Origin of the sequence: Pantoea sp. RSPAM1, assembly GCF_038816185.1 — a bacterium.
Taxonomy (GTDB): Bacteria; Pseudomonadota; Gammaproteobacteria; order Enterobacterales; family Enterobacteriaceae; genus Pantoea; species Pantoea ananatis.
Map to the genome: position 1 here is coordinate 3,059,463 of NZ_CP046137.1, position 24,876 is coordinate 3,084,338.

Below are 24,876 nucleotides of genomic sequence, written 5' to 3' on the forward strand. Positions count from 1 at the left end.
GACGATGAATTTTATCGCAAACGGTTGGCATTTCGCCGTGCTGACGTTAACCTGATGGTTCATTTGCTAAAGTTCACGCTACTGGACCCGACTCATGTTTGAATCGATCTCTGCTGCACCCGCTGACCCCATTCTTGGCCTGGCCGATCTCTTTCGTGCCGACGACCGCCCCAATAAAATTAATCTCGGTATTGGCGTTTACAAAGATGAAACCGGCAAAACCCCGGTGCTCACCAGCGTTAAGAAAGCAGAGCAGTACCTGCTTGAACACGAAACCAGCAAAAATTACCTGAGCATTGACGGTCTGCCAGATTTCGCGCACTGCACGCAGGAATTGTTATTTGGTCAAGGCAATGCCCTGATCGCGGCGGGCAGAGCCCGTACGGCACAGACACCGGGCGGTACAGGCGCACTGCGCGTCGCCGCGGACTTCCTGTCTACGCAGACCGCCGTTAAGCGCGTGTGGGTGAGCAACCCGAGCTGGCCGAATCACAAAAACGTGTTTAATGCCGCCGGGCTTGAGGTATGCGAATACCAGTACTATGACGCAGCAAACCATACCCTGGATTTTGACGGCATGCTGGCCTCACTGAAAGAGGTGAAAGCCGGTGATGTAGTGCTGTTCCATGGCTGCTGCCATAACCCGACCGGTATCGATCCTACTGCAGAGCAGTGGCAACAGCTGGCACAGCTCTCTCTGGCTAACGGCTGGCTGCCTCTGTTTGACTTTGCCTACCAGGGCTTTGCCCGTGGTCTGGAAGAGGATGCTGAAGGTCTGCGCATTTTTGCGGCCAGCCATCAGGAACTGATTGTGGCCAGTTCTTATTCCAAGAACTTCGGCCTGTATAACGAACGTGTGGGTGCGATTACGCTGGTTGCTGGCGATGCCGCGACGGCCGACACTGCATTCAGCCAGGTGAAATACACCATCCGCGCCAACTATTCTAACCCGCCGTCACACGGTGCGGCCGTGGTGGCCACGATTCTGGGCAACGATGCGCTCCGCACTATCTGGCAGCAAGAGCTGTCTGATATGCGTCAGCGTATCCAGCGCATGCGCCAACTGTTTGTGAACACCCTTGAGGATAAAGGCGCGCAGCAGGACTTCAGCTTTATCATTAAGCAGAATGGCATGTTCTCGTTCAGCGGACTGACCAAAGATCAGGTCATTCGCCTGCGCGAGGAGTTTGGGGTTTATGCCGTTAATTCAGGCCGCGTAAACGTGGCCGGGATGACGCCTGATAATATGTCTGCACTGTGCGAGGCGATTGTCGCCGTGCTCTAAGCGCATCGCATATAAAAAAATGGGCCACTCTGGCCCATTTTTTATTGCAGGAAAGGATTGGTCAGACGTTCACGCCCCAGCGTTGAGACAGGCCCGTGACCGGGTAAAAACGTGACATCGTCGCCTAGCGGCAGCAGCTTATTATTTATCGCATCGATGAGATGCTGATGATTGCCCTGCGGGAAATCAGTGCGCCCTACACCACCGCTAAAAATCACATCACCCGAAATCAGTAAGCGACCTTTGGCATCAAAAAATACAATGTGCCCCGGCGTATGTCCCGGACAGTGCAGCACCTCAAGCGTGACCTGACCAACCTGAACGGTATCCCCCTCCTCCAGCCAGCGATCCGGCGTCAACGGGGCACAATATTCCAGCCCAAACATTTGGCTTTGAGTAGGCAAGGATTCCAGCCAGAAAGCATCCTGCTTTTGCGGGCCAACCAGCGGCACCTGCCAGAATGCAGCCAGTTCTGCCGCTGCCCCAACGTGATCGAGGTGACCATGCGTAAGCAGAATCTGTGCAGGCCTTAAATCAAGCTGCGCCAGCGTTTGCCTGATGGTATCGGCATCGCCACCCGGGTCCACCAGCGCCGATTCACGCGTGGTTTCGCACCAGATAACCGAACAGTTCTGGGCGAAGGCGGTGACGGGGATAATGTGATAATTCATAACGCTCCATGGTCGGCATCCGCAGCGTTGCCGACGTTACTACCAGTGCCTGACGGGACCGGTATCAATATGTACAAAGTTGCTGCTGGGATAATATCCTACACCACCGGCACGCATTTTTAATGCGGCTTTGCGAACATTCGCCAGCGTCACGCCTTCAATGTGGAAATCCATCGCCTGGCCTTTAGTGTGATAACTGTGTTTTGCCACACCGGGTCCGGATTCCCGCAGCATATTGTTCGTCGCCAGTGAGCGATAGCCGGAGACGAGCTGGACGGGTTTGCGCGTTTCCAACAGCGCCTGAAGGCGATAGAGCTGGTCAAATAAGTGGGGATCGATACTTTTGGTTTTATTCGCGCGGTAATCACGGAAAAAGTGGTTCAGACGTGATAATTCGCTTTTGTCGTAACTTTTACCGTTAAAGAATTCTGTTTTAAGGGTTTCACCAGTGTGAAGATTATTGAGCGTTAATATCCGCGGGCGTGAAGTGGAGAGTGAAGCCATCGCGGTCTCTGGCAGTAAAGCCAGGCCGGCAGCGGCACTTCCGCAAAGCAGCAGTTTGCGACGTAAAGAATCGATTGTAGACATGGAGCGGTTTACCTGAAAGCAGAGCACAAAGACATGTGCAAAAAACGTACTGGCGAACCATAACTTTATGGCGGTAGCACGTCAACCCATTATGGGCAAGTTTGGAAGGCGGCTCCAGATAAAGCCGCCTGAATGACAGGAGTGAATATCGGACATACCGTACGATTAACGATTGAAAATCAACTATTAGAGCAATAACTGCTGCGCACGGCTTAAGACCTGGCTCGCCGAACGCGCCGTATTATCATAATTGTAAATATCTGTACGGAACTGCGTTTTGCCATCATCCGCAACCCAGGCCGTTAAATAGTACAAGTTAACCGGGATGCGATGGCGAATGGGTACATAGCGCGTGTCGCCCTGCTTGAGCGTGTCAGAGATACGCGCGTCATTCCAGCCGACATCCTGCAACAGAATACCGGCCAGTTCCGAAGCTTTATTCACGCGCACGCAGCCCGAGCTGAGCGCACGAATATCGCGCTGAAACAGATTGTGGTTCGGCGTGTCATGCAGATAAATCGCATCCGAGCTCGGCATATTAAACTTATAGCGACCGAGTGAGTTGGTTTGCCCCGGTGCCTGACGTATGCGGTAAGGGAAAGATGAGGCTGACACCATGCTCCAGTCAATCATGCTGGGATCGATGACTTCGGAATCGGCGCTCCAGCCAGACAGCAGCGTATATCCATGTTTATACAGATAGGTTGGGTCCTGTTTCACCTTAGGAATAATATCCTGACGCACCAGAGTGGTCGGCACATTCCAGGGCGGATTCAACACCACATTATTCAGAGCGCTTCGCATCAACGGCGTTTTACGATCGGGGCGTCCCACGATGACCCGGGAGGACAGCACTTTAGTGCCGTTGTTGTAATAATTCAGCGAATAGTTGGGAATGTTCACCATAATGCCGTTGTGCATATCATCCGGCAGCAAACGCAACCGCTGGATATTCAGCGCCAGCAAGGCCGCACGCTGTTGAGGAGAGACATTCAGCCATTCCCGTGTACGCAGGCCAATCGCCCCATCGGCGTCCAGCCCCTGCCACTGTTGAAAGCGTTTTACCGCCGCGACCAGCTCATCGTTATAAACATTCACACCGCCGGGCGCAGCGGGAGCATTCTGGACGTTACCCTGAACACCAGGTGCCGCAGCAGGTATATCGTTAACCGTGACTGCCGAAGGGCTGACGGCGACAGGCTGCTCGCTGTGGCTGACGGCAACGGGTGCGGTGGGAACGGCATCCTCATTGGGCGCGGGTGCGGTTACCTGTGCACTCAGCATGCCGCTGCGGCGAAGAATTTCCCGCAACGCCGGCACATCGTCACTGACCTGTCCAGGTCGTAACGTGTCGCGATTTTTAATTTGTGGCCAGGGTTGTTTATCTTCAAGCAGGCTTTTCAGGGCCTTATGCATGAGTGGATACTGCGGATGCTGCGGCACCAGGGAATTAACAAACGCCGCCGAAGTGCCTGCATTCACGGCATTTTGCCAGGCATTGATCACGGATACAGAAGGCACAGCCAGCTTGTAGGGCGTGGTGCTGTAGAGCCAGGTTTCTCCCTGGGCAGGCACCGAGGAGACAAACTGCAGATAGCCCAGCATCGCATCAGACAATGTGACATCACGGGCAAAGCCTGTGATATCAGGATCGGTCAGGCGATCAACCCAGCGGGTAAACTGCGGCTGTACGCCGGAGAGGGCAACCTCCGCCAGTTGCTGCTGAAATTTCTGTACGACGTCATGATCCTGCCAGATCGGCTGCATGTTTCGCGCAGCATAGAGCGCGGCCAGAGAAGCACCGTAAAAAGGCTGGCTGTCGCCTGAAAAAGCCTGGCGAATCTTCTGCTGACTCTCACTGACGGATGTGGTGGCGTACGCCGCGTGCGTACCAGGCATCGCGGCGATGATCGCAGCCTGAGCCATTGCACAGGGAATGAGCGTAAGCGCAAGCGTCAGCCACGAACTAACCTGATGAATTTTGAAGCGTTTATACAGTAACATCCCTGCCCCCTTCATTGATCTACCGCGCAGCCTGTCAGGAAACAACTGCGATCGGGCTGTTACCCATATGACTGAGTATACAAATAAAAACGGCATTTGCCTCCTGTGACAAATGCCGTTACCAGATTAACTAATGGCGCTGTTTTTGACTATCACTGCCGCTGGAATATTATGTCGTTGTTTCGCTCGCCGGATCGGCTTCGCTGCTGCGCTTTGCCGGCAGGGGATCGGCGGCAAATCCCCGTAATCCCACCACGTGAACATGCTCGGTGTTGTTGAACACTTTACGCATGAGTTTATAGGTGGTGCCCTTCTCCGGACTGATATTTTCCGGTGCCGCAATCACCAGCTGCATCTCCAGTCGCTCACAGAGTTCAAACAGCGTCGCGATTGAGCGCGCATCCAGACGTGCGGCTTCATCCAGGAACAGCAAACGGCAAGGCGAAATATCTTTACCGCGCAGGCGACGTGATTCCTCTTCCCAGCTCTGCACCACCATGACCAGAATTGACATCCCCGTACCAATGGCCTCACCGGTGGAAAGCGCGCCACTTTCGGCACGCAACCAGCCATCTGAACCCCGGTTGACCTCGACTTCCATCTCAAGATAGTTACGGTAATCCAGTAGCTCTTCACCGATGGTTTGTGGTGTACGCTGCCCCATATCAATATGCGGATTCAGGCGCTGGTAAAGTTTAGCCAGCGCTTCCGAGAACGTGAGTCGATTGCTGTTAAACAGATCCTGATGCTGTTCGTGCTCTTCAGACAAAGTGTCCAGCAGCATGGCATGTGTTTCGCGCACGTTGACGTTCAACCGGACGCTGCGCACCTGACCAAAGCTCACGGTTTGCAGCCCCTGATTCAGCTGGCGGATACGGTTCTGTTCACGCTGAATCGTTTTACGAATAATATTCGCGACGCTGCGTGAACTGATAGCCAGGGTCTGCTCACGGGCCGTCAGCTCTTCCGTTAGTCGATTGAGTTCAATCTCCATCTGCTCGATGGCTTCAACCGGATCGTCCGTGCGGATGATATCCTGGCGGATACGTTCGCGCAGATGTTGATACACGGCGATGAAAAACTGAATCTTACGTTCCGGGCGTTTCGGATCTTCAGACAAACGCAGCACATCGCGCAGATGTTCGTTATCGGCCACCGCCAGGCGCAGTGCGCCCAGTGCCTTATCCGACATGGAACGCAGTTCATCGCCGCTGAGATAAGCCAGTTCACGACGATACAGACGACGTTCAACACCGTTATCTTTCACCAGACGCAGCACCAGGCACCAGCCCGCCTTAGCACTCACCACCTGTTCGCGGTTCTGGTGATAGTGACGTTCAAGCTGGCGCAGTTTTTTCTGCAGGTTGTCCATTTCTGCTTCGCAGAAAGTGAGCTGTTTCTCCAGCTGATTACGGCGGGCGCGGTTGTGACTTAACGCCGTATAAAGTTCATCGCGGCGGATACGCGCGCGTTCTTCCGCGCTGGCATCGGCCTGAACACCGATATCCTGCATTTCCTGCTGCAGCTCTTTCAGCATATCGCGCTTGGCATCATAGGCGCTTTTAAGCGATGCCAGCACCTGAGAATATTGCGTCAGCTGCGACTGATGGGCGCGCAAACGCTCACGACAGCGGCTGCGCTCGGCTTCTGCCTGCTCCAGCCTTTGACGCAGTTTGTCGCTGAGATCGTTGTTGCCGCCCAGCATGCTGGCAGAGTCGTCATAGCCGAAATGCGCACGACGCTGCACCACTTCGGTCAGGGCAAACGCCTGCTGACGCGCGTTACGTTGCTGTTGCTGGGCCTGCTGGTAATCCGCCTGCAACTGCTCATGCTGTTCAGGATCGCTTTGCAGTACCGCAAGCATCGGCTCCAGTCTGGCCAGTTTTGCGCCATGTAAATGGAGGAAACGCGCGGCCTCCTGTGCCTCTTCAACCTGCTCGCGAATCTCCTCACAGCGATCCGCCAGCGTCTCATCCCGCAGCAGACTGATGCGCGGCAGCAGGCGGTTAAGCTGTGCAACGCCCTCTTTGGCCAGTTCATACTGCTGACGCTGTTGCTGATTATTACTTTCATGCTGATTAAGCGCACGTTCCAGCTCACCGCGACGGGCGCCGAGCTGACGGATTTGCGCTTCCGGGTCATCATCAAAGGCTACCGCAAGATGGCTGCCGATAAAGCGACTAAATGACTGATGCAGACGTTGCGTCTTCTGCACGTCAAACGACAAGGTGGCGTAACGTTCCGCCAGCCGGTCGCGCTCGTTATTGAGTAATTCAAGCTGGTTTTCGCGCGCCGCCCGACCAAACAGCGGGATTTTCGGGAAGCGGGAATAGCGCCACTGACGCTCGGCAACTTTTACCACGACGGCGTTCTGTAGCTCGTCTACGCTAAACACGCTGTCATCAAACGACTGCGGATCTCCTTCGATCAGGTACAGATCTTCCGGACACTCTTCTAAACCATCGAGTTGCTCGCGCACCAGCGACAGATCGGGTACGACAATGGCGTGGCGCGATGGGCCGTACAAGGCAGAGAAGTAAGGCGCATCGTCCAGCGTTACGTCATCATAAATTTCCGACAACAGTACGCCGCCAAATCGCTCAGCCAGCTGATTCAGCCGAGGATCTTCGGCACCGCCCGGTTGGCTGAGGCGTTCAATCTGCTGCTCAATTTCACGCTTGCGGGCTGCGACTTCGTCACGCTCAACGGTGGTTTCACGCTCGCGCTCCAGCAGCTGCTGCATGTATTCCGTCACATCCTGGCTGTTAGCCAGGTCCTGACCGGTTTGCTCACTGAGCTGAGTCAGGATTTCTTGCGCGGCCAGCCAGTGCGGCGCGCGCGCGGTCAGCACGGTGATGCGTTCGCGCAGTTGCTCAAGTTCCTGACGCATCATCATGCGCTGTTCGCCCGCATCTGCCACGCTGCTGTTCAGCTGCTCGATTTGCGCTTCAAGCTCACGCTGAAGGCCTTCCAGCGCGTCAGCATCGTAGTGCTGCCCCTGACGTTTACAGAACTCTGCCAGCAGACGCTCGGCTTCCTGCTGCTCACGCAGGCGCTGTTCAAGTTCATTCAGGCGCAGGCGCAGAGAGGAAAGCTGATCGGCATGGTGACGTTGATTGCTGGCATCGCGCAGCAGATCGCGCCCGACCTGCCAGGCTTCTTTGCGGCTAACCTCACCGGCAATGCTGGTGACCAGTGATAATGCCTGTTCAAACTGGCTGTGGGCCGCTTCCGCTACGCTCAGCTTCTGCTCCAGATTCAGCAGTTGCCCGGTGGCTTCTTCTTCTTTTGCCTGGAAACGGGCCTGCCATTCGGCGGCATTATCGATAGTTAAGTCTGGCAACTCACAGAGCGTGCGGGCGCGTTCCAGCGCCTGTAATGCCTGTTGATACTGAATAGCACGGGTCTGCTGCACGTCCAGCGCCTGCTGAAAATCGGCCAACTGGCTCTTCAGCTCATCCACTTCCAGTTCTGCGGCTTCGGCACGAGCCTCATTTTCTTCCTGGATTTCGCGCGCTTCAGCAACGACTTCGCTCTGCTCTTCCAGACGGATCGTAAGATCGTCAATATCGCTGTCATAGCGCGTAATTTTTTCCTGCTGGCGCATCGCCGTCTGCACCAGATTCAGGTGATCGCTCGCCGCCTGATAATCGACTTCGAGATCGTTTTCTGCCCCGCTGTGTTCGGCCAGCTCACGCGCCATCTCTACATGGCGGTACTGTTCAGAAGCCAGCTGCTTGCGACCGCTGAGCAGTTCATTGCGCAGCTGTAAGGCGCTGTCGAGGTGGATGCGTCGCTCGTTGGCATGACGCATATAATCCGCCGACACATAGCTGGTGGCCTCAGAAATAAGGTGCTTAAACAGGTCACGATCCGACTGGGTGACGCGGATCGCTTCCAGCGTCATACGGTTCTCACGCAGCGCCGCTTCCATATCCTGAAAGGCTTTACGCACGCCGCTGTTTTCCGGCAACAGATAATCACGTAGCGAGCGGGTAATCGCACTGGAGATACCGCCGTAAAGTGAGGCTTCAATCAGGCGATAAAACTTGCTGCGATCGCTGGCCGAACGCAGACGACGCGGGACAACGCCGAGATCAAACATCATGGCGTGATAGTCGGTGACCGAGCTGTACTGACGGAACTGCACGCCTTCCAGCGCCTCAACGCGTTCTTTTACCTCATTAAGCGGTAATACGCGCGCCTGACGGCTATTGAGGATTTCCGTCAGCATATCGGTAGGCAGCGTATCTGTAGGTAAACCATGAATACTGAAAGGTTTGATATCGACTTTCTTATCACGTCCGGCGATCTGCTGCAGTCTGACGCCCGCCACCACGCGTTGGTGACGTGAATTGACGACGTCCAGCATGGCATAGCAAACACCGGCCCGGAGTTTACCGTGCAGGCCTTTATCACGTGAGCCTGAAGTCGCGCCCGCTTCGGTCGTGTTACGGAAGTGCAGCAGCGTTAAGTCAGGGATCAGCGCCGTTACAAAGGCCGCCATGGTGGTTGACTTGCCTGCCCCGTTACCGCCCGACAGCGTGGTGACCAGTTCATCGAGATCAAAGGTTCGGGCAAAAAAACCGTTCCAGTTGATCAGCGTTAGCGAACGAAATTTGCCGCGTTCAATCATGCCTGTTCTTCCTCCGCGATATCACCCGCATCGCTGTCATTCTCATCACTGTCATCAGCCTCAGTCGTGGCCGTGGCGTTATCCAGCAACATTGCCTCACCGTCACGAATCAGCCGCAGCTGTGCTTCCCGCGGATCGTCACCGCTGCGCACATCGGCGCCGAAGCGAAAAACGGACTCAATAATACGGAACTTGCTGCTGTCGTTGCCAAAAAACCACACCATGCCAAGACGCCGCAGGCGGCTTAAAGACGCACGCATTTTTTCCTGCAGCTTGGCGCGATCGAGATCCGAGCCGGTTGAGCGCTGATTAACCAGTTTCAGCAGTTTACTTTCATCCGCCAGAGACAGTAGCTCGTCATAAAGCTCCTGCTGGGTAAAAATGCCTTCATTCGCCAGGCGCTCCGGGCTGAGATAGAGATAACAAAGGATTTTACCGACCATCATGTCCAGCTCAGACAGGACAGAGCGGGGAATGAGCGTGGTTGAACGCGGACGCAGATAGAAAAATCCCTCTGGCGCACGAATCAGCTCAACGTTGTAGCGCGTATAAAACTCTTCCAGATACTGCTGGTAATCCATCAGAAAAGCGTGATTGTCCAGCTCTTCGATGCCAATGTGGCGTCCGGCGCGTAACTGGCTGTCCAGTGCCGGAAAAATCGGATTTGCCAGTGCCTGTGCCAGTTTAACCGGCATCACTTGTTCAATATTTGTCGATGACATGTGCCTGCACCTTGGCTCCGTAATCATTAATGGCTTGCCATTCCACAGGCAAGCCGGCTAAATCGGCTTCCGCTACGCCCAGCCGCACGGCCTGATCCACCACAATACGCGCCAGGTCAAAGTGACGCGCGCGTGGATATTGAGCCAGATAGTCGCGCATCACAGCGGCGAGGTTGAGCGGTTTTTGCTGCGTTTTATAAATCTCTAAGGCTTCTTCAATCATGGCCGCCAGCTGCTCGCGAATTTCATTGAATTCTTCAAACTCCAGCTCGGCCGGCAATTCGCCCATCACTTCGTCATTGCGCAGCGTCAGTTCATCGTCACGCATATCGTACAGACGTTCGGCGTTGGCATAGGTGAGCGCCCAGGGCGCATCAAAATAGTTCTGCACAGAAACACGCAAACGCTGGGCGAAAACGCGGTTTTTGTCCATATCGATGGCGGTACGAATAAATTTGTGCACGTGGCGATCGTAGCCAATCCAGAGATCGATGGCCTGCTGCCCCCAACTGGTAATGCGATCGAGTTTGCTTTGCAAATCGAAAACCAGTTTGTCGACAAACCCCAGATCCGGGCTGTCCAGCGTGGCATCCTGAATGCGCAGCAGATTTTCCTGCAGCTTATCGCCCGCCGCCTCCAGCGTATCCTGCAGTTCACGCAGCGTACCTGAGGTTTCCGACAGCAACATTTCACAGCTTGAAATCGCGGCTCGCCAGTCTTTGTTCAGCAATTCGGCAATATCCGTCTTAACCGCCTGCTGTTGCTCATCCATCAGGCGCTGCGTCATATCGATACTGTCGAAGATTTCGGCCACCGAATATTTCAGCGGCGCGAACACGTTGCGGTGCCAGTGAAATTCATCGCCGTTTTCCTGAGCCGCATCCGCGGCGCGCTTCAGCTCCGCCGCCACGATAGAAAGCTGCATTGACAGGCGCAGCGTGGAGAATTCCCGCTGGCGAATATAGTAATCAGTGATGCCAATGGCCAACGGGGTCAGCCGATAAATCGCATTGCCCTCGGTTAACTCACTGGTAAAGCGGTTTAACAGGCGCTGGCGCACCATATCGTTGATGGCGTTGTTGGCGCGTGCCAACACCGTTTCACTGGTTTGCTCAAAGGCTTTACTGACGTGACGAAACGCATCAATCAGGTCACCTTCGCTCATTTCACCGTCCATGCGTTCGCCATTTAGCGTGGCGATGGCCAGCAAAAAAGCCAGACGTTCAACTGGCAGCGCAAGCGAGAAGTCATTCTTGCGCGCCCAGGATACCAGCTCCGGTACCGTCTGGGAAAATTCACTCATAATTCGTCCTTCTGCCCGGGTTTGCGCGCGGTCACGTGGATGTAACGCCCTAAGCTTAAAAAGGGTTCCTGGCGGCAAAAGCGCCGCTCCATCTCAATAATTTCGTCGTCGCTCTTTGGCTCGCCTTTAGGCGGCTTCATATAATCGCTGAATACGCGAATCCCGGCGCGCCGTTCAATCTGAAAACCACAGTTCTGCAGCCAACGATACACGTCATCGGGATCGCGGGGATAGTCCGGTGACAGCGTGCGCTTCTTGCGTTTGGTCAAGTTAGTGCGGAGATAACCCAAGTTGCCCAGCGTCAGGGTGCGTAATGTTAACCCATGCAGGTTGTAAAACATCAACGACAGCACGCCGCCGGGGCGCAGTGTATCAAACAAGGCTTTTAACACCGCCTCAGGTTCCGCAACCCACTCAAGCACAGCGTGAAACAATACCAGATCCACCGGCTTATCCAAATGTTCACCAACCTGCTGCGCGCTAATTTGTTTGAATTGCATGTTGTGGCTCACACCCAGCGCATCCGCATTTTCCTGGGCTCGGCGTAACATCTCTCCGGAAAGATCGCACAGCAGTATCTGGTGGCCCCGCCCAGCCAGCCCGCTGGACATCTGACCGATGCCGCCGCCCGCATCCAGTACGTTCAGCGCGGAGGATGACAGGCTGGGAAGAATCGTTTCCAGCTCATCCCATAAGATGGCCTGACGCACCAGGCCTTTGGTTGTGCCGTAAATGTTTTGCGAAAATTTATCCGCGAGATCGTCAAAGTTACGATCCTGCATGGCGTGGGCTCCGGTATGCTGCGGTGAAACATATGCTATTTTGTCACAGGTACAGTAAGAATGAAGCTTTGATACCATTCTTGCGCTCTGGCTGCTGTTTTTTCGGACAACAAGAGGTTTTTTACATGGTTTTCATGCTGAAAAAGGCCGTCGGTAGCCTGTTGCTGCCCTTGCCTTTTCTGCTTTTACTGATGGCGGCAGGCATTTTACTGCTTTGGTTCAGCCGCTGGCAGAAAAGCGGCAAAATACTCATCTCGGTGAGCTGGCTGATGATATTACTGATAAGCCTACAGCCTGTGGCAGACCGCCTGTTATTGCCGGTGGAGTCGCACTATTCGACATGGAATGGTAGCCAGAAAGTGGACTACATAGTGGTACTGGGTGGAGGCTATACCTACAATCCTGCCTGGGCACCCAGCTCAAACTTGTTGAACAACAGTTTGCCTCGCGTGACAGAGGGCGTGCGTCAGTGGCTGCGTAACCCGCAGGCAACGATGGTCTTTACTGGTGCTGCTGCAGGGCACAATCCCAAAAGTAATGCGTGGGTGGCCGCACAGGTCGCCAAAAGCCTTGGCGTGCCTGACGCTCATATTCATATTCTGGATCAACCCAAGGATACTGAGCAGGAAGCGCGGGCGGTCAGCGCAGTGATTGGGCATCATTCCTTTTTGCTGGTCACATCAGCAAATCATATGCCGCGTGCCATGCGTTTCTTCCAGCAGGCAGGGCTTAACCCGATTGCCGCACCGGCGAACCAGTTGGCAATTACCTCCCCGCTCAACTGGTGGGAGCGGGCTTTTCCTTCTCCGCTGTGGATGAGCCACAGCGAACGCGCCATCTATGAAACGCTTGGCAGTGTATTGCAACGCATTAATCCCGCCCCCGAAACACCCGCTTCGTAAAAGCCTAAAAGGATGCGCACGACGCCGCGCGTATCCTTAAGTTGGGTGATCAGAAGAGCGGATAGCCGTTTTCACGCCCTGAACCTGACGGATAACCTCAGCCGCGCATGGCAGCACGCACACGAATCAGGTCCTCTGGCGTATCGACCCCAACGCCCGGCACCGTTTTTGCTACCGCCACGTGAATCTTTTCGCCGTACCACAGCACCCGGAGCTGCTCGAGTAATTCAATCTGCTCAAGGGGACAAGGTGCCCAGTCGATGTAACGGCGAATAAAGCCTGCCCGGTAGGCGTAAATGCCAATGTGCCGTAGCAGCGTATCGCCGATTCGATCGCGTGATTCCGCATAGCGCTCACGGTCCCAGGGAATGGTCGCGCGAGAAAAATACAGCGCATAGCCTTTGGCATCCATAACCACTTTCACGGCGTTAGGATTAAAGGCTTCTTCTGCATCGGTAATGGGCACGGCCAGCGTCGCCATACCGGCCTCAGACTGCGCCAGATTATTCGCCACCTGGTGCACGATGTCGGCCGGGATCATCGGCTCATCACCCTGAACATTGACGATAATTTGATCGTCTGCAAACTGATACTTCTCGATCACCTCAGCAAGGCGTTCTGTGCCTGAATGATGATCGGCGCGCGTGATGCAGACTTCGCCTCCCGCCGCTTCCACTGCGCTGGCCACATCCGGGTGATCGGTCGCCACGATAACCCGGCTGGCACCGGATTCTCGCGCGCGTTCCATCACATGTACCACCATCGGCTTGCCATGAATATCGACCAAGGGTTTACCGGGTAGACGGGTTGAGGCATAACGAGCAGGAATGATGGCAATAAAACTCATGGATGGATCTCTTCAACCGACAAGGTACGGGCTTCGTTTTCCAACAGGACCGGAATGCCATCGCGCACCGGAAAAGCCAGTGCATCAGGCTTGCAGATCAGTTCTTGCTGTTCGTTGTTGTAATACAGCTTGCCATTGCAAACCGGGCAGGCAACGATTTCGAGTAAACGGTGATCCATATATCCTCCATCACGGACCGATAGCGTAAGCGCTAAAGCATATCACAGCGTTGATAAGAGCGGGTAAACCACACCGACTGTGGCATCACGAATTATCCAGCGGCCACAACCGCGGCCAGTGTGCCCGCAACGCCGGAGGAGCCTGCTGTATCACGACCGTCTCTGCACCCTGCCAGCGCGCGAAACGGGTAATTGCCCGTTGTGCATCCTGAAGAAAGGAGGCGGTGACGGAGACGTCGTGCTCCAGCCAGATATTTTTGATCTCCAACTGACGTGACGCGCGAATCATTCGTGCATCCAGCCGGGCTTTAAGCTGACCACGATGCAGCAAAGGTAAAACGAAGTAACCGTACCTGCGCTTTTCGGCAGGCGTGTAGCATTCGATACGGTAGTCAAAATCAAACAGTTCTCGCGCCCGCTTTCGATCCCAGACCACGGGATCAAACGGGGATAACAGCGCGGTGTGCGTCGCTTTCAAAGGCGTCGTTAATCCGGGCAGCGCGTTCTGGTGCAGCCACATCGCGCCCATCCCCTTCACCTCAACCGGAATAATATCTCCCGTGGCCTGTGCCGATTGGATAAAGTCTTTGATCGGTGCCTGTTTCAGCCGGTAATAATCGGCCAGCCATTCACTGCGAAAAATTCCCAGGCTGCGCGCACTGTTCATCAACATCAATCGTACCGCTTCATCCTCGCCGATCGCGTGGATCGCATCCTGCCAGTCCGGCATCACCCGGGTGCGTAAATCGTAGACTCGCTGAAAATTTCGGCGCTCTGCTACCATCAATTCACCTGCACTAAACAGATTTTCAAGATGCCTCTTGTGCGGTTTCCACGCCCACCATCCCGGTTTATGATTTTTTTCGGTGGCAAAATCGGCCGATCTGACGGGGCCGTTATCGCGGATATAGGTCAGTAAATCGGCCATCTCCTGCTGATACTCGGCAGCCCACTGCGCACTGTATTTCCAGCCCAGGCGTTCGGGCGAGAGCATGCGATGTCGCAGTAATTTGTAATCGTTGCGTGGAATAAAGCAGGCTTCGTGGGCCCAGTACTCAAAAATGTCCCCCTGAGCCAGGGATGTATCCAGCCAGGATTGAGGGTAATCACCTAAGCGACTAAACAGCACCAGATAAGGGCTTCGGGCAACCACATTGATGGTGTCGATTTGTAGTAAGGCCATTCGGCTAATACAGTCTGGGATGTCCTGCTGACGCGCCCGGCGGGCTGCCGGACGAAGCAGCCCCTGAGCTGCGAGGTGGATGTTACGTGCCTGCTGTCGCGAAAGTGAATGTATGTTCATTCTCTTCCTTATCAGATGGGGAGGTCAGTACTTTGCCCGGTGTCCAGACGTACGGCAAAGGTTTTCGATATCCTTTAACAGCAAGGTGGCTGCCTCGGCGTGCAGCTGTGCATCAACCGGCAGATACCACCACGAGGGTTGTGCGAATGCCCGGCACTTTACCGCATCTTTTTCGGTCATCAACAGCATCTGCTCAGGCTGCAGCAGACGCGAAAGTTCTTCTACGCTGTAAGCATGGTGGTCGGCAAAAGCGATTTCCGCTACAGGCGTTAACCCCTGCTGCTTTAAGGTGTTAAAGAAGCGTGGAGGATGACCAATTCCCGCCATAGCAACAACGTTATGAAAGGTGCTGAGCGGGCGTTGTTCACCGCTCAGTAGATGCGTCGCCCTGCCCGGGCGCAGTTGCATCGCAATTTCACCTGCCTGCGGTTCGCCGCCGTTGACGATAACGGCATCCACCGTTTTGAGACGTGAAGCGCGTTCGCGCATTGGGCCAGCAGGTAACCACCAGCCGTTGCCGAAACGGCGCACGCCATCCACCACGACAATCTCCCGATCGCGCTGCAAGGCGTAATGCTGCAGACCATCGTCAGTCACAATCAGATCCAGTTCGTGATGCTTCAGGAGAACGTCAATGGCCTCACGGCGGCGCGGCGCAACAGCCACGGGCGCGCCCGTGCGCTGGGCGATCAGAACGGGTTCGTCACCCGCCTGTTCAGTGGCGGTTGCGGCAGTGACCTGCAACGGATAATGGTCTGCTTTACCGCCATAGCCTCGTGAAATCACGCCAACACGCAGGCCGCGTTGTTGCAGGGCCTCTACCAGCCAAATCACCACCGGCGTTTTGCCGTTCCCGCCTGCGGTTAAATTCCCGACGACCACGACAGGCACGGGCGCACGCCAGCTTTTGCGCCAGCCGCGTTGAAAACTGAAGCGGATCAATGCCGTAATCGCCCCGTATAGCACACTAAGGGGCCATAACAGCACCCATAAGGGCGATCGCCCGCTCCAGATGCGCTCAATCATTGGCCAAATTGCATTTTATGAAGTTGGGCATAGGCGCCTTTTTCAGCAAGGAGCACAGCGTGCGTGCCGCGCTCAATGATTTTGCCCTCTTCCACGACCACAATTTCATCCGCTTTTTCGATAGTCGACAGGCGGTGTGCAATCACCAGGGAGGTACGGTTTTTCTGCAACTCATCCAGGGCTGACTGAATAGCACGCTCAGATTCCGTATCCAGCGCCGAAGTGGCCTCGTCAAGAATCAGGATAGGACAGTCGCGCAGTAACGCACGCGCAATGGCGATGCGTTGACGCTGACCGCCAGACAACAGGACGCCGTTTTCGCCGATAACCGTATCCAGCCCTTTATCCATTTTATTGATAAAATCCATGGCATGAGCCATGGTCGCCGCTTTTTCAATCTCCTCACGGCTGTACTGCTCGCTGCGCGCATAGGCAATGTTATTGGCGACGGTATCATTAAACAGATGCACATTTTGGGACACCAGCGCGACCTGATTACGCAATGACGATAAGGTGTACTCGCGCAAATCGTAGCCATCCAGCAAAATGTTGCCCTGCTGAATATCATAAAAACGGGTCAGCAGGCTTGCCATGGTCGATTTACCCGAGCCTGAACGCCCCACCAGGGCTACCGTTTTGCCTGCCGGCAGCGCCAGATTGATCTCTTTTAAGGCAGGCGTTTCACGGCCCGGATAGGTAAAGGTCACATTACGGAACTCGACATCCCCTTTCGCGCGGGTAATTTCACGCTTACCGTTGTCAATTTCCTGCTCGCTGTCCAGAATGGAGAACAGCGTCTGGCAGGCCGCCATACCACGCTGGAACTGAGCATTCACGTTGGTCAGTGACTTCAGCGGGCGCATCAGCGCAATCATGGATGAGAACACCACCGTGATCGTACCGGCGGTCAAGGTATCCATCACGCTGGGGAAACTCGCCGCATAAAGCACAAACGCCAGCGCCAGCGAGGCGATTAGCTGAATAACCGGATCGGAGATTGAGGACGCTGACACCAGCTTCATACCCTGCTGGCGCATACGGTTGCTGACCTTGGCAAAACGCGCCGATTCGATTTCCTGTCCGCCAAAAATCAGCACTTCTTTATGCCCTTTCAGCATCTGCTCGGCGCTGGTTGTCACCTGCCCCATGGTGTTTTGCATGGATTTGCTGATGTTGCGGAAGCGCTTCGACACCATACGAATGGCAAAGGAAACAATGGGGGCGAGCACGATGAGAATCAGCGACAGCTGCCAGCTGTAATAGAACATCATGATAAACAGGCCGATGATGGACGCGCCTTCGCGCACGACCGTGACCAGTGCGCCTGATGAAGACGATGCAACCTGCTCCGAGTCATAGGTGATACGCGAGAGGAGCGTACCCGTAGACTGCTGATCGAAGAAGGCCACCGGCATGCCCATCATATGACTGAACAGACGCCGGCGCATATTCATGACCACATTCCCGGACACCCAGGAAATGCAGTAGCTGGAAATATAGCTACTTACGCCGCGAACCAGCATCAAGCCAATAACTGCCAACGGCATCCACAGCATCACGGACCTGTCCGCTTTACCAAAGCCGTCATCCAGCAAAGGCTTCAACAGGGAGAGCATTAACGTATCGCCTGCGGCATTAATAATCAGGGCCGTAGCCGCCACAATTAAGCCAGCTTTGTTGGGTGCGATCATCGGCCAGAGTCGACGGAATGTCTGCCACGTTGAGAGATCTTTATCTTGATGCATTATTTATTCACGTTGTTGGAAATAGCCGGCCATTCTACCTGGATTCGCGTTTGACGCCAAACCACTGATGATACCAACGGGGCATTAATTGTTCTCTGAGGGTAAAAACCTGCATTTTACCTTGACCCACTCTGATGCTTATCTGACCAGATTGCCCTGTATCGAGCCAGTTATAGCCATATTCATGGTAATTACGTAATACAGATTTAGCCGGCATTCGCCATGCATTATAGCGCGCCAGAGAGGCAATTGCGGTGTGCCCGGCCACGCTACGAAGCAGTAATCGGGAGGATGACGTGCGGCTGCCATGATGGGGAACCTGCAAAATATCGGCTTTTAGCTGCTGCTTCTCCAGCCTGACCAACTGTTGCTCAGCCAGTTTTTCCAGATCGCCGGTCAGTAACAGCCGGACATTTCCGTCATCAACGCTCACCACACAGGAGTCGTTATTTTCACCGTTATTAGGTGAACGGAGTGGCCAGAGCACGCTGAAATTTAGCTGCTTCCAACGCCATGTTGCTCCCCGAACGCAGGCCAAGTGGTGCGTTCCCCCCAGGCTGCTGCGCACCTTTATCCCAGGCCAGCGTTGCAGAATGGCATCGAGCCCGCCGGTATGATCGAGATGTCTGTGGCTCAGGATAACCTCCTGCAGTACCAGACCTTTATGTTGTAACCAGGGCGTAATCACGCGTGTTCCTGCATCACTGTTTTGCCAGCGTGGTCCCGTATCGTACAGCACGGCCTCACGGCCCTGACTTATGACCACGCTCAAGCCATGCCCGACATCCAGCATATCAATGCGCCATTCCCTTTCCGGTTTATAGTGGCGGGAAAACACCATGGCCAGTGCGATAGCGCTGCAACTCCACGGCAGGCTGAACAGTGCACCAGTGCGCCAGACCAGCAAGCCGCCCCACACCATGAGCATAAAAAAGGTTGCCCCCTGCAACGGCCACCAGCCCGGCGGCAACAGCGCCAGGCTGGTTAACAGAAAACGAAGAGATCCCTCAGCCGCCAGCCAAAACCAGGTGGAGAGTGCCGGCACCGGTAGCAGCATCGCAACCAGTATTAACGGCACCGTGATAAATGACACCACCGGAATGGCCAGCAGATTGGCGATCAGCGCCGTTGTACTGATGCCGTGGAACATGCCCGCCTGTAACGGTAGCATCATAATCATCATGCCTGACTGCAGGTGGAGAAGCTGTATCGGTAACCAGCGGCGTGCGTGCCGAAAGCGTGCTGCCAGTGGGAACCAGTGGTACCAGGTTAACAGCATGGCTACCGCCATCACAGAAAGCCAGAAGCTGTCAGAGAGTACCGTAAGCGGGTTGACGGCAAGCAGTAAACCCACACACAGCGTCCAGACTTGCCAGCTACTCAACTGCACGCCAACGAAACGTGTTACAGCCCAGAGTGTCAGTGCCAGTAATGCCCGCTGCGCAGGTGCATGCGCCCCGGAAAGCCAGGTATACAGCGCGGCAAAAAGCCAGCCCATGATGACAGGATACAAATAGCTGACAGCGCGGGCCGGGAACAGAATCTGGCTTCCTCGTGCCAGTAACCACCCTGTCCCTGCTGCCAAAGCAATGTGCATGCCTGAAATTGCCATAAGATGCGCGGTACCGGTCTCCCGTAACAGCTGTCGGGTCGCCTCACTGAGGTTGTCCCGAATGCCAAAGGCTAACGCTTCAAGCGTGGCTGAGGCAGACAAGTGGCCGTTTTGCTGACGATGGTGAGTGATAAATCGCCAGCGCACGCTGCAGGAGGCGTGCGTGATGGTCTGGGAAACAATGCGTCCCTGCACGGGTGCATGATTCGCCATGGCGAAGCGCTGCGCATCGAACGCCCCTTCGTTGAGCCTGGCATGCACCGCTCTCAGCCTGAGCATCATCTTTCCACGCTGACCGGGGCAATACTCACTGGCGTTATCCGGCAACGAAAGCCACGCAAAGCGTGGCGGGAAGAGAATGTGGTCGTCCATTTTTAGCAATCTGACTTTGATGCGCGAATGCGCCTGCTGGACGTCCTCAATTTGCACATCAAACTTCCCCGGGGCAGCAATCATCATTTCGGTATCGTTTACCAGTGATTGTGCATTAAAAAGCCCCCATGCCGTGAACAGGAGCGTCACGCCGGCGATGCGGATATTTTGATGAGACAAGGCAAGCAGGCAGACACCACTTAACAGCAGCACCACCATGGTGAAAGGGGAAGGCAGCCCGGGTAACACCAGTAAGGGTAACGTCGTGATCGCGGCGATTCTTGCCAGTAAAATCCATGTCAACATAATGCATCCCGCTCCTGTCGTGCCACAAGTATGCCGCACGACTTCTCAGGATAAAGTGCATTCGTTGTTCAGCAGGTGAAGGATCGCAGTAAAAATCGGCCGTTACAGCGAAGAGTCATTTTTCTGGAAGAGAGATCCATCGCAGGTGACAGGCAAAAAAAAACGACATCCGGAGATGTCGTTTAGGCGGTTCGGTATCGGCTTAGCCGTAAATGTTTGCACGATCACGCAGTTCTTTGCCCGGCTTGAAGTGGGGAACGTATTTACCTTCCAGATCCACTTTGTCACCCGTTTTCGGGTTACGACCGGTGCGCGGAGCGCGATAATGCAACGAAAAGCTGCCGAATCCCCGGATTTCAATGCGTTCGCCCTGTGCCAGCGTCGTGGCCATGTGCTCCAGCATTTCTTTGACTGCATCCTCAACGACTTTCGCCGGTATATGAGTATGCTGTCCCGCCAGCCTTTCAATCAGTTCTGACTTGGTCATGTAACCTCCGGTTAATCCCTACAGGAATGTATGACAGCTTTTACCGAAACCGGGCGAATAAATCCGCCCGGTGCAAGGTCGATTACTCGCCTTTAGCCGCTTTGAACGCTTCAGCCATAGCGCTAGAGAAGTTGCCTTCTTCCTGTTTGGTGTTAACAGTATTGATGGCTTCTTTCTCATCAGCCTGGTCTTTCGCACGAACAGACAGGCTAACAACGCGGTTTTTACGGTCAACGCCGGTGAATTTAGCTTCAACGTCGTCGCCTACGTTCAGAACCAGTGTAGCGTCTTCGATACGGTCCAGTGAAGCTTCAGAAGCGCGCAGGTAACCTTCAACGCCGTCTGCTAATTCAACTGTAGCACCTTTAGCATCAACTGCAGTCACTTTACCGGTGACGATGGCACCTTTCTTGTTCAAAGTGATGTAGTTGTTGAACGGATCTTCTGCCAGCTGTTTAACGCCCAGAGAGATACGCTCGCGCTCTGCATCAACCTGCAGTACAACGGCAGCGATTTCGTCACCTTTTTTGTACTCACGAACGGCTTCTTCGCCAGTCGCGTTCCAGGAGATGTCAGACAGGTGAACCAGACCGTCGATGCCGCCGTCCAGGCCGATGAAGATACCGAAGTCAGTGATTGACTTGATTTTACCTTCAACGCGATCGCCTTTATTGTGCGTCTCGGCGAACTGCTGCCATGGGTTAGATTTGCACTGCTTCAGACCCAGGGAGATACGACGACGCTCTTCATCGATGTCCAGAACCATGACTTCAACCACATCGCCTACGTTGACAACTTTAGACGGATGGATGTTTTTGTTGGTCCAGTCCATTTCTGAAACGTGTACCAGACCTTCAACGCCTTCTTCGATTTCTACGAAGCAGCCGTAATCAGTCAGGTTGGTCACACGGCCAGTCAGCTTGGTGCCTTCTGGATAGCGCTTAGCGATAGCCACCCATGGATCTTCGCCCAGTTGCTTCAGACCCAGAGATACACGGGTACGCTCGCGGTCGAATTTCAGGACTTTAACGTTGATTTCATCGCCAACATTCACGATCTCGCTTGGATGCTTAACGCGCTTCCAGGCCATATCAGTGATGTGCAGCAGGCCGTCAACGCCGCCCAGATCAACGAACGCACCGTAGTCAGTCAGGTTCTTAACGATACCTTTGACTTCCATGCCTTCCTGCAGGTTTTCCAGCAGCTGATCGCGCTCTGCACTGTTCTCAGATTCGATAACCGCACGACGTGAAACCACGACGTTGTTGCGTTTCTGATCCAGCTTGATCACTTTGAATTCAAGCTCTTTGCCTTCCAGGTGCAGCGTGTCACGCACTGGACGCACATCTACCAGTGAACCTGGCAGGAACGCACGGATACCGTTCAGCTCAACTGTGAAGCCACCTTTGACTTTGCCGTTGATAATACCGGTAACAGTTTCAGCTTCTTCGTAAGCTTTTTCCAGCGTGATCCAAGCTTCATGACGCTTAGCTTTCTCACGGGACAGCAGAGTTTCACCGAAGCCGTCTTCCACTGCGTCCAGAGCAACGTCAACTTCGTCACCAACCTGGATTTCCAGTTCGCCGGCTGCGTTTTTGAACTGCTCTGCAGGAATTGCAGATTCAGATTTCAGGCCCGCATCAACCAGAACAACGTCTTTGTCGATAGAGACAACGACGCCACGAACGATGGAACCCGGGCGGGTTTCGATTTCTTTCAGGGATTCTTCAAATAGTTGAGCAAAAGATTCAGTCATATTGATAATCTTAGGATTCTTCAATTTAACGTCCATCTGACTTCATGTCGGATGGGGTTGTTTCACATGCCCTGCACCGGATCCCTGGCACAGGGTTAATACAATTCGTTTAAGCCAAAATGTTAAATGCCCAGCGTTTTGCGGGCATAATCCAGCGCTTTATCAATAACTTGCTCGATAGACATCTGTGTTGAATCCAACACTAACGCATCTTCAGCAGGCACTAATGGCGCTATAGCGCGGTTACGATCGCGGTCATCGCGCTCTTTTATCTCGGCTAAAAGGCGATCAAAGTTAACATTAAAGCCCTTGTCCTGCAACTGTAGCATACGTCGTTCTGCACGGACTTCCGGACTGGCATCAAGGAAAATTTTCACAGGCGCGTCGGGGAAAACAACGGTTCCCATATCACGTCCATCGGCAATCAGGCCGGGAGCCTCGCGAAAGGCACGCTGGCGGCGTAACAGGGCTTCACGCACGCGAGGAAATGCCGCAACCCGCGACGCGGTATTGCTCACTTCCTGGGTGCGAATTTCGCTGGTGACTTCTTCGCCTTCAAGGATGACCTGCATCTCACCGTTCTGTGAGATGAAGCGCACATCAAGGTGAGCGGCAATCGGCACCAGTCCTTCTTCAGATTCGATATCAACCTGGTGATGTAAAGCAGCTAACGCCAGAACACGGTAAATCGCGCCAGAGTCCAGTAAATGCCACTGCAATGCTTCCGCCATCGCTTTGCACAGGGTGCCCTTTCCCGCACCACTTGGCCCATCAATAGTTATGACCGGGGCAGTTGCTGTCATTATTCCCTCCTGTTGCTGCGCGCATTTTGGCCAGTTGGCCATCACAAATGTCGGGCATTATACGCTGCCCTGCGACACGGCGTTACCCTTAAGAGAGAAGGTTAGGCGAAATTTCGTCAGAAAAAGGGCTTTTTTGACGCGAGAAATGGGACGGGGGAAACGGCCCGGTGAAATACTCACCGGGCACAAGACTCAGGCGTTATGGCTAATTTTCGCCAGTTGCTCAAAATAGTCAGGGAAGGTTTTAGCAGTACAGCCCGGGTCAAGAATCGTTACGGGTGTGTCTGATAACGCCACCAGCGAAAAACACATGGCCATACGATGGTCGTTATAGGTTCCGATGTCAGCATGCATCAGCCTTGCCGGCGGGGTAATACGGATAAAGTCGTGCCCTTCTTCGACTTCAGCCCCAACCTTACGGAGTTCTGTTGCCATCGCCGTCAGGCGATCGGTTTCTTTAACCCGCCAGTTGTAGATATTGCGCAGTTGGGTCGTGCCTTCAGCAAACAGCGCGGCAGTGGCAATGGTCATCGCGGCATCAGGAATATGGTTCATATCCATATCAACAGCCTGTAACTTGCCCGCCGTACAGGCAATGAAATCGTCACCCCACTCAATGGTGGCACCCATTTTTTCCAGCACGTCAGCAAAACGAATATCGCCCTGCACGCTGTCTCGACCGATACCGGTCACGCGCACAGTGCCGCCTTTAATCGCGGCCGCCGCCAGGAAATAGGACGCAGAAGACGCATCGCCCTCCACCAGATACTCCCCCGGTGACTGATACTGCTGTTTTCCCTGGATCAGGAAATGCTGGTAGTGCTGATTTTCAACCTCCACGCCAAAACAGCGCATCAGGTGCAGGGTAATGTCGATGTAAGGTTTCGAGACCAGATCGCCTTTAATTGTGATTCGCGTGTCCTCTTCAGCTAACGGCGCCGTCATCAGCAATGCGGTCAAAAACTGACTGGATACGCTACCGTCCACAGTGACCTCTCCGCCCGTAAAGCCGCCACGCAGACGAACAGGGGGATAATCCGTATTCTCAAGGTAATCGATTTGGGCGCCGCCCTGACGTAGCGCGTCAACCAGATGCCCTATCGGCCGCTCTTTCATCCGCGGTTCGCCCGTCAGCACCACATCCTGCTCGCCAAGGCACAGCGCCGCAGCCAGCGGACGCATAGCCGTACCCGCATTGCCCAGGAAGAGTTCAACGGGCTGTGACGCCTGAAGCGGTCCGCCCTTTCCGATAACGTCGCAAACGGTACGATCGCTGGAAAGCGTGAAATCGACGCCCAGAGCCTTAAGCGCATTAAGCATGTGCTTAACATCATCACTGTCCAGCAGATTAGTGAGTCGGGTTTTGCCGTTCGCCAATGCGGCCAGCAACAGCGCGCGGTTTGAAACACTCTTGGAGCCGGGCAAATTAACCGTGCCATTTACGCGAGCAATGGGCTGAAGGGTCAGGGAATCTTGCATGTGAAACTCTATCCTCAAAAAAACGACAACTCCGCCGTATGGCGGAGTCAGGTGTCAGCAACCCCACT

General features: G+C 54.4%; 19 protein-coding genes. 2 read left to right on the top strand and 17 right to left on the bottom strand.

All coding sequences use genetic code 11. From position 1 onward, the window contains the following. The first annotated feature begins 94 nt into the window (after positions 1-94). Positions 95-1,285 carry an amino acid aminotransferase gene (locus GKC68_RS14875; protein WP_221611111.1) on the top strand — a complete coding sequence of 397 codons (1,191 nt, stop codon included), beginning with the start codon at positions 95-97 and terminating at the stop codon, positions 1,283-1,285. Positions 1,286-1,326: 41 nt separating this feature from the next. Here GKC68_RS14875 and GKC68_RS14880 read toward each other — a convergent pair whose 3' ends face one another. The 7 genes from GKC68_RS14880 to cmoM form a co-directional block, all read right to left on the bottom strand. Next, positions 1,327-1,956, bottom strand: coding sequence for an MBL fold metallo-hydrolase (locus GKC68_RS14880; RefSeq protein WP_028723691.1), 630 nt, complete (start codon positions 1,954-1,956; stop codon positions 1,327-1,329). Between the two features lie 39 nt (positions 1,957-1,995). Continuing rightward, positions 1,996-2,544, bottom strand: a complete 549-nt coding sequence (locus tag GKC68_RS14885; RefSeq protein WP_013025254.1) for a YcbK family protein — start codon at positions 2,542-2,544, stop codon at positions 1,996-1,998. Between the two features lie 186 nt (positions 2,545-2,730). Then, entirely contained in the window at positions 2,731-4,548 is a 1,818-nt protein-coding gene (gene ldtD, locus GKC68_RS14890; RefSeq protein WP_221611112.1) for a L,D-transpeptidase, read from the bottom strand. A gap of 169 nt (positions 4,549-4,717) precedes the next feature. Further along, complete coding sequence (mukB, locus tag GKC68_RS14895) at positions 4,718-9,184, bottom strand: chromosome partition protein MukB (RefSeq protein WP_342656291.1); 4,467 nt, start codon at positions 9,182-9,184, stop codon at positions 4,718-4,720. After that, positions 9,181-9,906 (bottom strand): chromosome partition protein MukE, encoded by a 726-nt coding sequence (gene mukE, locus GKC68_RS14900; protein WP_014606188.1) that lies wholly within the window; start codon positions 9,904-9,906, stop codon positions 9,181-9,183. The genes mukB and mukE overlap by 4 nt, the downstream gene beginning before the upstream one ends. Beyond that, positions 9,887-11,209: a chromosome partition protein MukF gene (gene mukF / locus GKC68_RS14905; protein WP_058706749.1), complete on the bottom strand. Its 1,323-nt coding sequence runs from the start codon at positions 11,207-11,209 to the stop codon at positions 9,887-9,889. The genes mukE and mukF overlap by 20 nt, the downstream gene beginning before the upstream one ends. Continuing rightward, a complete protein-coding gene (cmoM, locus tag GKC68_RS14910) occupies positions 11,206-11,991 on the bottom strand; it encodes a tRNA uridine 5-oxyacetic acid(34) methyltransferase CmoM (protein ID WP_342656292.1) in 786 nt (261 codons plus the stop codon). Before cmoM ends, mukF begins: the two co-directional genes overlap by 4 nt. Before the next feature lie 125 nt (positions 11,992-12,116). On the opposite strand from cmoM, the gene elyC reads away from it, so the two are divergent. Then, positions 12,117-12,893: an envelope biogenesis factor ElyC gene (gene elyC, locus GKC68_RS14915; protein WP_263793259.1), complete on the top strand. Its 777-nt coding sequence runs from the start codon at positions 12,117-12,119 to the stop codon at positions 12,891-12,893. Between the two features lie 97 nt (positions 12,894-12,990). Here the strand turns inward: elyC and kdsB are convergent, their stop codons facing one another. The 10 genes from kdsB to aroA form a co-directional block, all read right to left on the bottom strand. Next, positions 12,991-13,740 carry a 3-deoxy-manno-octulosonate cytidylyltransferase gene (kdsB, locus tag GKC68_RS14920; RefSeq protein WP_028723698.1) on the bottom strand — a complete coding sequence of 250 codons (750 nt, stop codon included), beginning with the start codon at positions 13,738-13,740 and terminating at the stop codon, positions 12,991-12,993. Further along, positions 13,737-13,919, bottom strand: coding sequence for a Trm112 family protein (locus tag GKC68_RS14925; protein WP_013025246.1), 183 nt, complete (start codon positions 13,917-13,919; stop codon positions 13,737-13,739). The genes kdsB and GKC68_RS14925 overlap by 4 nt, the downstream gene beginning before the upstream one ends. 85 nt (positions 13,920-14,004) lie before the next feature. Continuing rightward, a complete protein-coding gene (locus GKC68_RS14930; protein WP_342656293.1) occupies positions 14,005-15,222 on the bottom strand; it encodes a winged helix-turn-helix domain-containing protein in 1,218 nt (405 codons plus the stop codon). A gap of 24 nt (positions 15,223-15,246) precedes the next feature. Next, a complete protein-coding gene (lpxK, locus tag GKC68_RS14935) occupies positions 15,247-16,248 on the bottom strand; it encodes a tetraacyldisaccharide 4'-kinase (RefSeq protein ID WP_342656294.1) in 1,002 nt (333 codons plus the stop codon). Then, a complete protein-coding gene (gene msbA, locus GKC68_RS14940) occupies positions 16,245-17,993 on the bottom strand; it encodes a lipid A ABC transporter ATP-binding protein/permease MsbA (RefSeq protein ID WP_110956791.1) in 1,749 nt (582 codons plus the stop codon). The genes lpxK and msbA overlap by 4 nt, the downstream gene beginning before the upstream one ends. Before the next feature lie 34 nt (positions 17,994-18,027). Beyond that, positions 18,028-20,283, bottom strand: coding sequence for a DNA internalization-related competence protein ComEC/Rec2 (locus GKC68_RS14945; protein WP_342656295.1), 2,256 nt, complete (start codon positions 20,281-20,283; stop codon positions 18,028-18,030). A 202-nt stretch (positions 20,284-20,485) separates the two neighbouring features. Next, positions 20,486-20,770, bottom strand: a complete 285-nt coding sequence (ihfB, locus tag GKC68_RS14950) for an integration host factor subunit beta (RefSeq protein ID WP_003849360.1) — start codon at positions 20,768-20,770, stop codon at positions 20,486-20,488. A gap of 82 nt (positions 20,771-20,852) precedes the next feature. After that, entirely contained in the window at positions 20,853-22,526 is a 1,674-nt protein-coding gene (gene rpsA, locus GKC68_RS14955) for a 30S ribosomal protein S1 (protein ID WP_026021040.1), read from the bottom strand. Positions 22,527-22,648: 122 nt separating this feature from the next. Beyond that, a complete protein-coding gene (gene cmk, locus GKC68_RS14960; protein ID WP_014606194.1) occupies positions 22,649-23,329 on the bottom strand; it encodes a (d)CMP kinase in 681 nt (226 codons plus the stop codon). A gap of 192 nt (positions 23,330-23,521) precedes the next feature. Next, positions 23,522-24,808: a 3-phosphoshikimate 1-carboxyvinyltransferase gene (gene aroA / locus GKC68_RS14965; RefSeq protein ID WP_110956793.1), complete on the bottom strand. Its 1,287-nt coding sequence runs from the start codon at positions 24,806-24,808 to the stop codon at positions 23,522-23,524. Between the last annotated feature and the right edge of the window lie 68 nt (positions 24,809-24,876).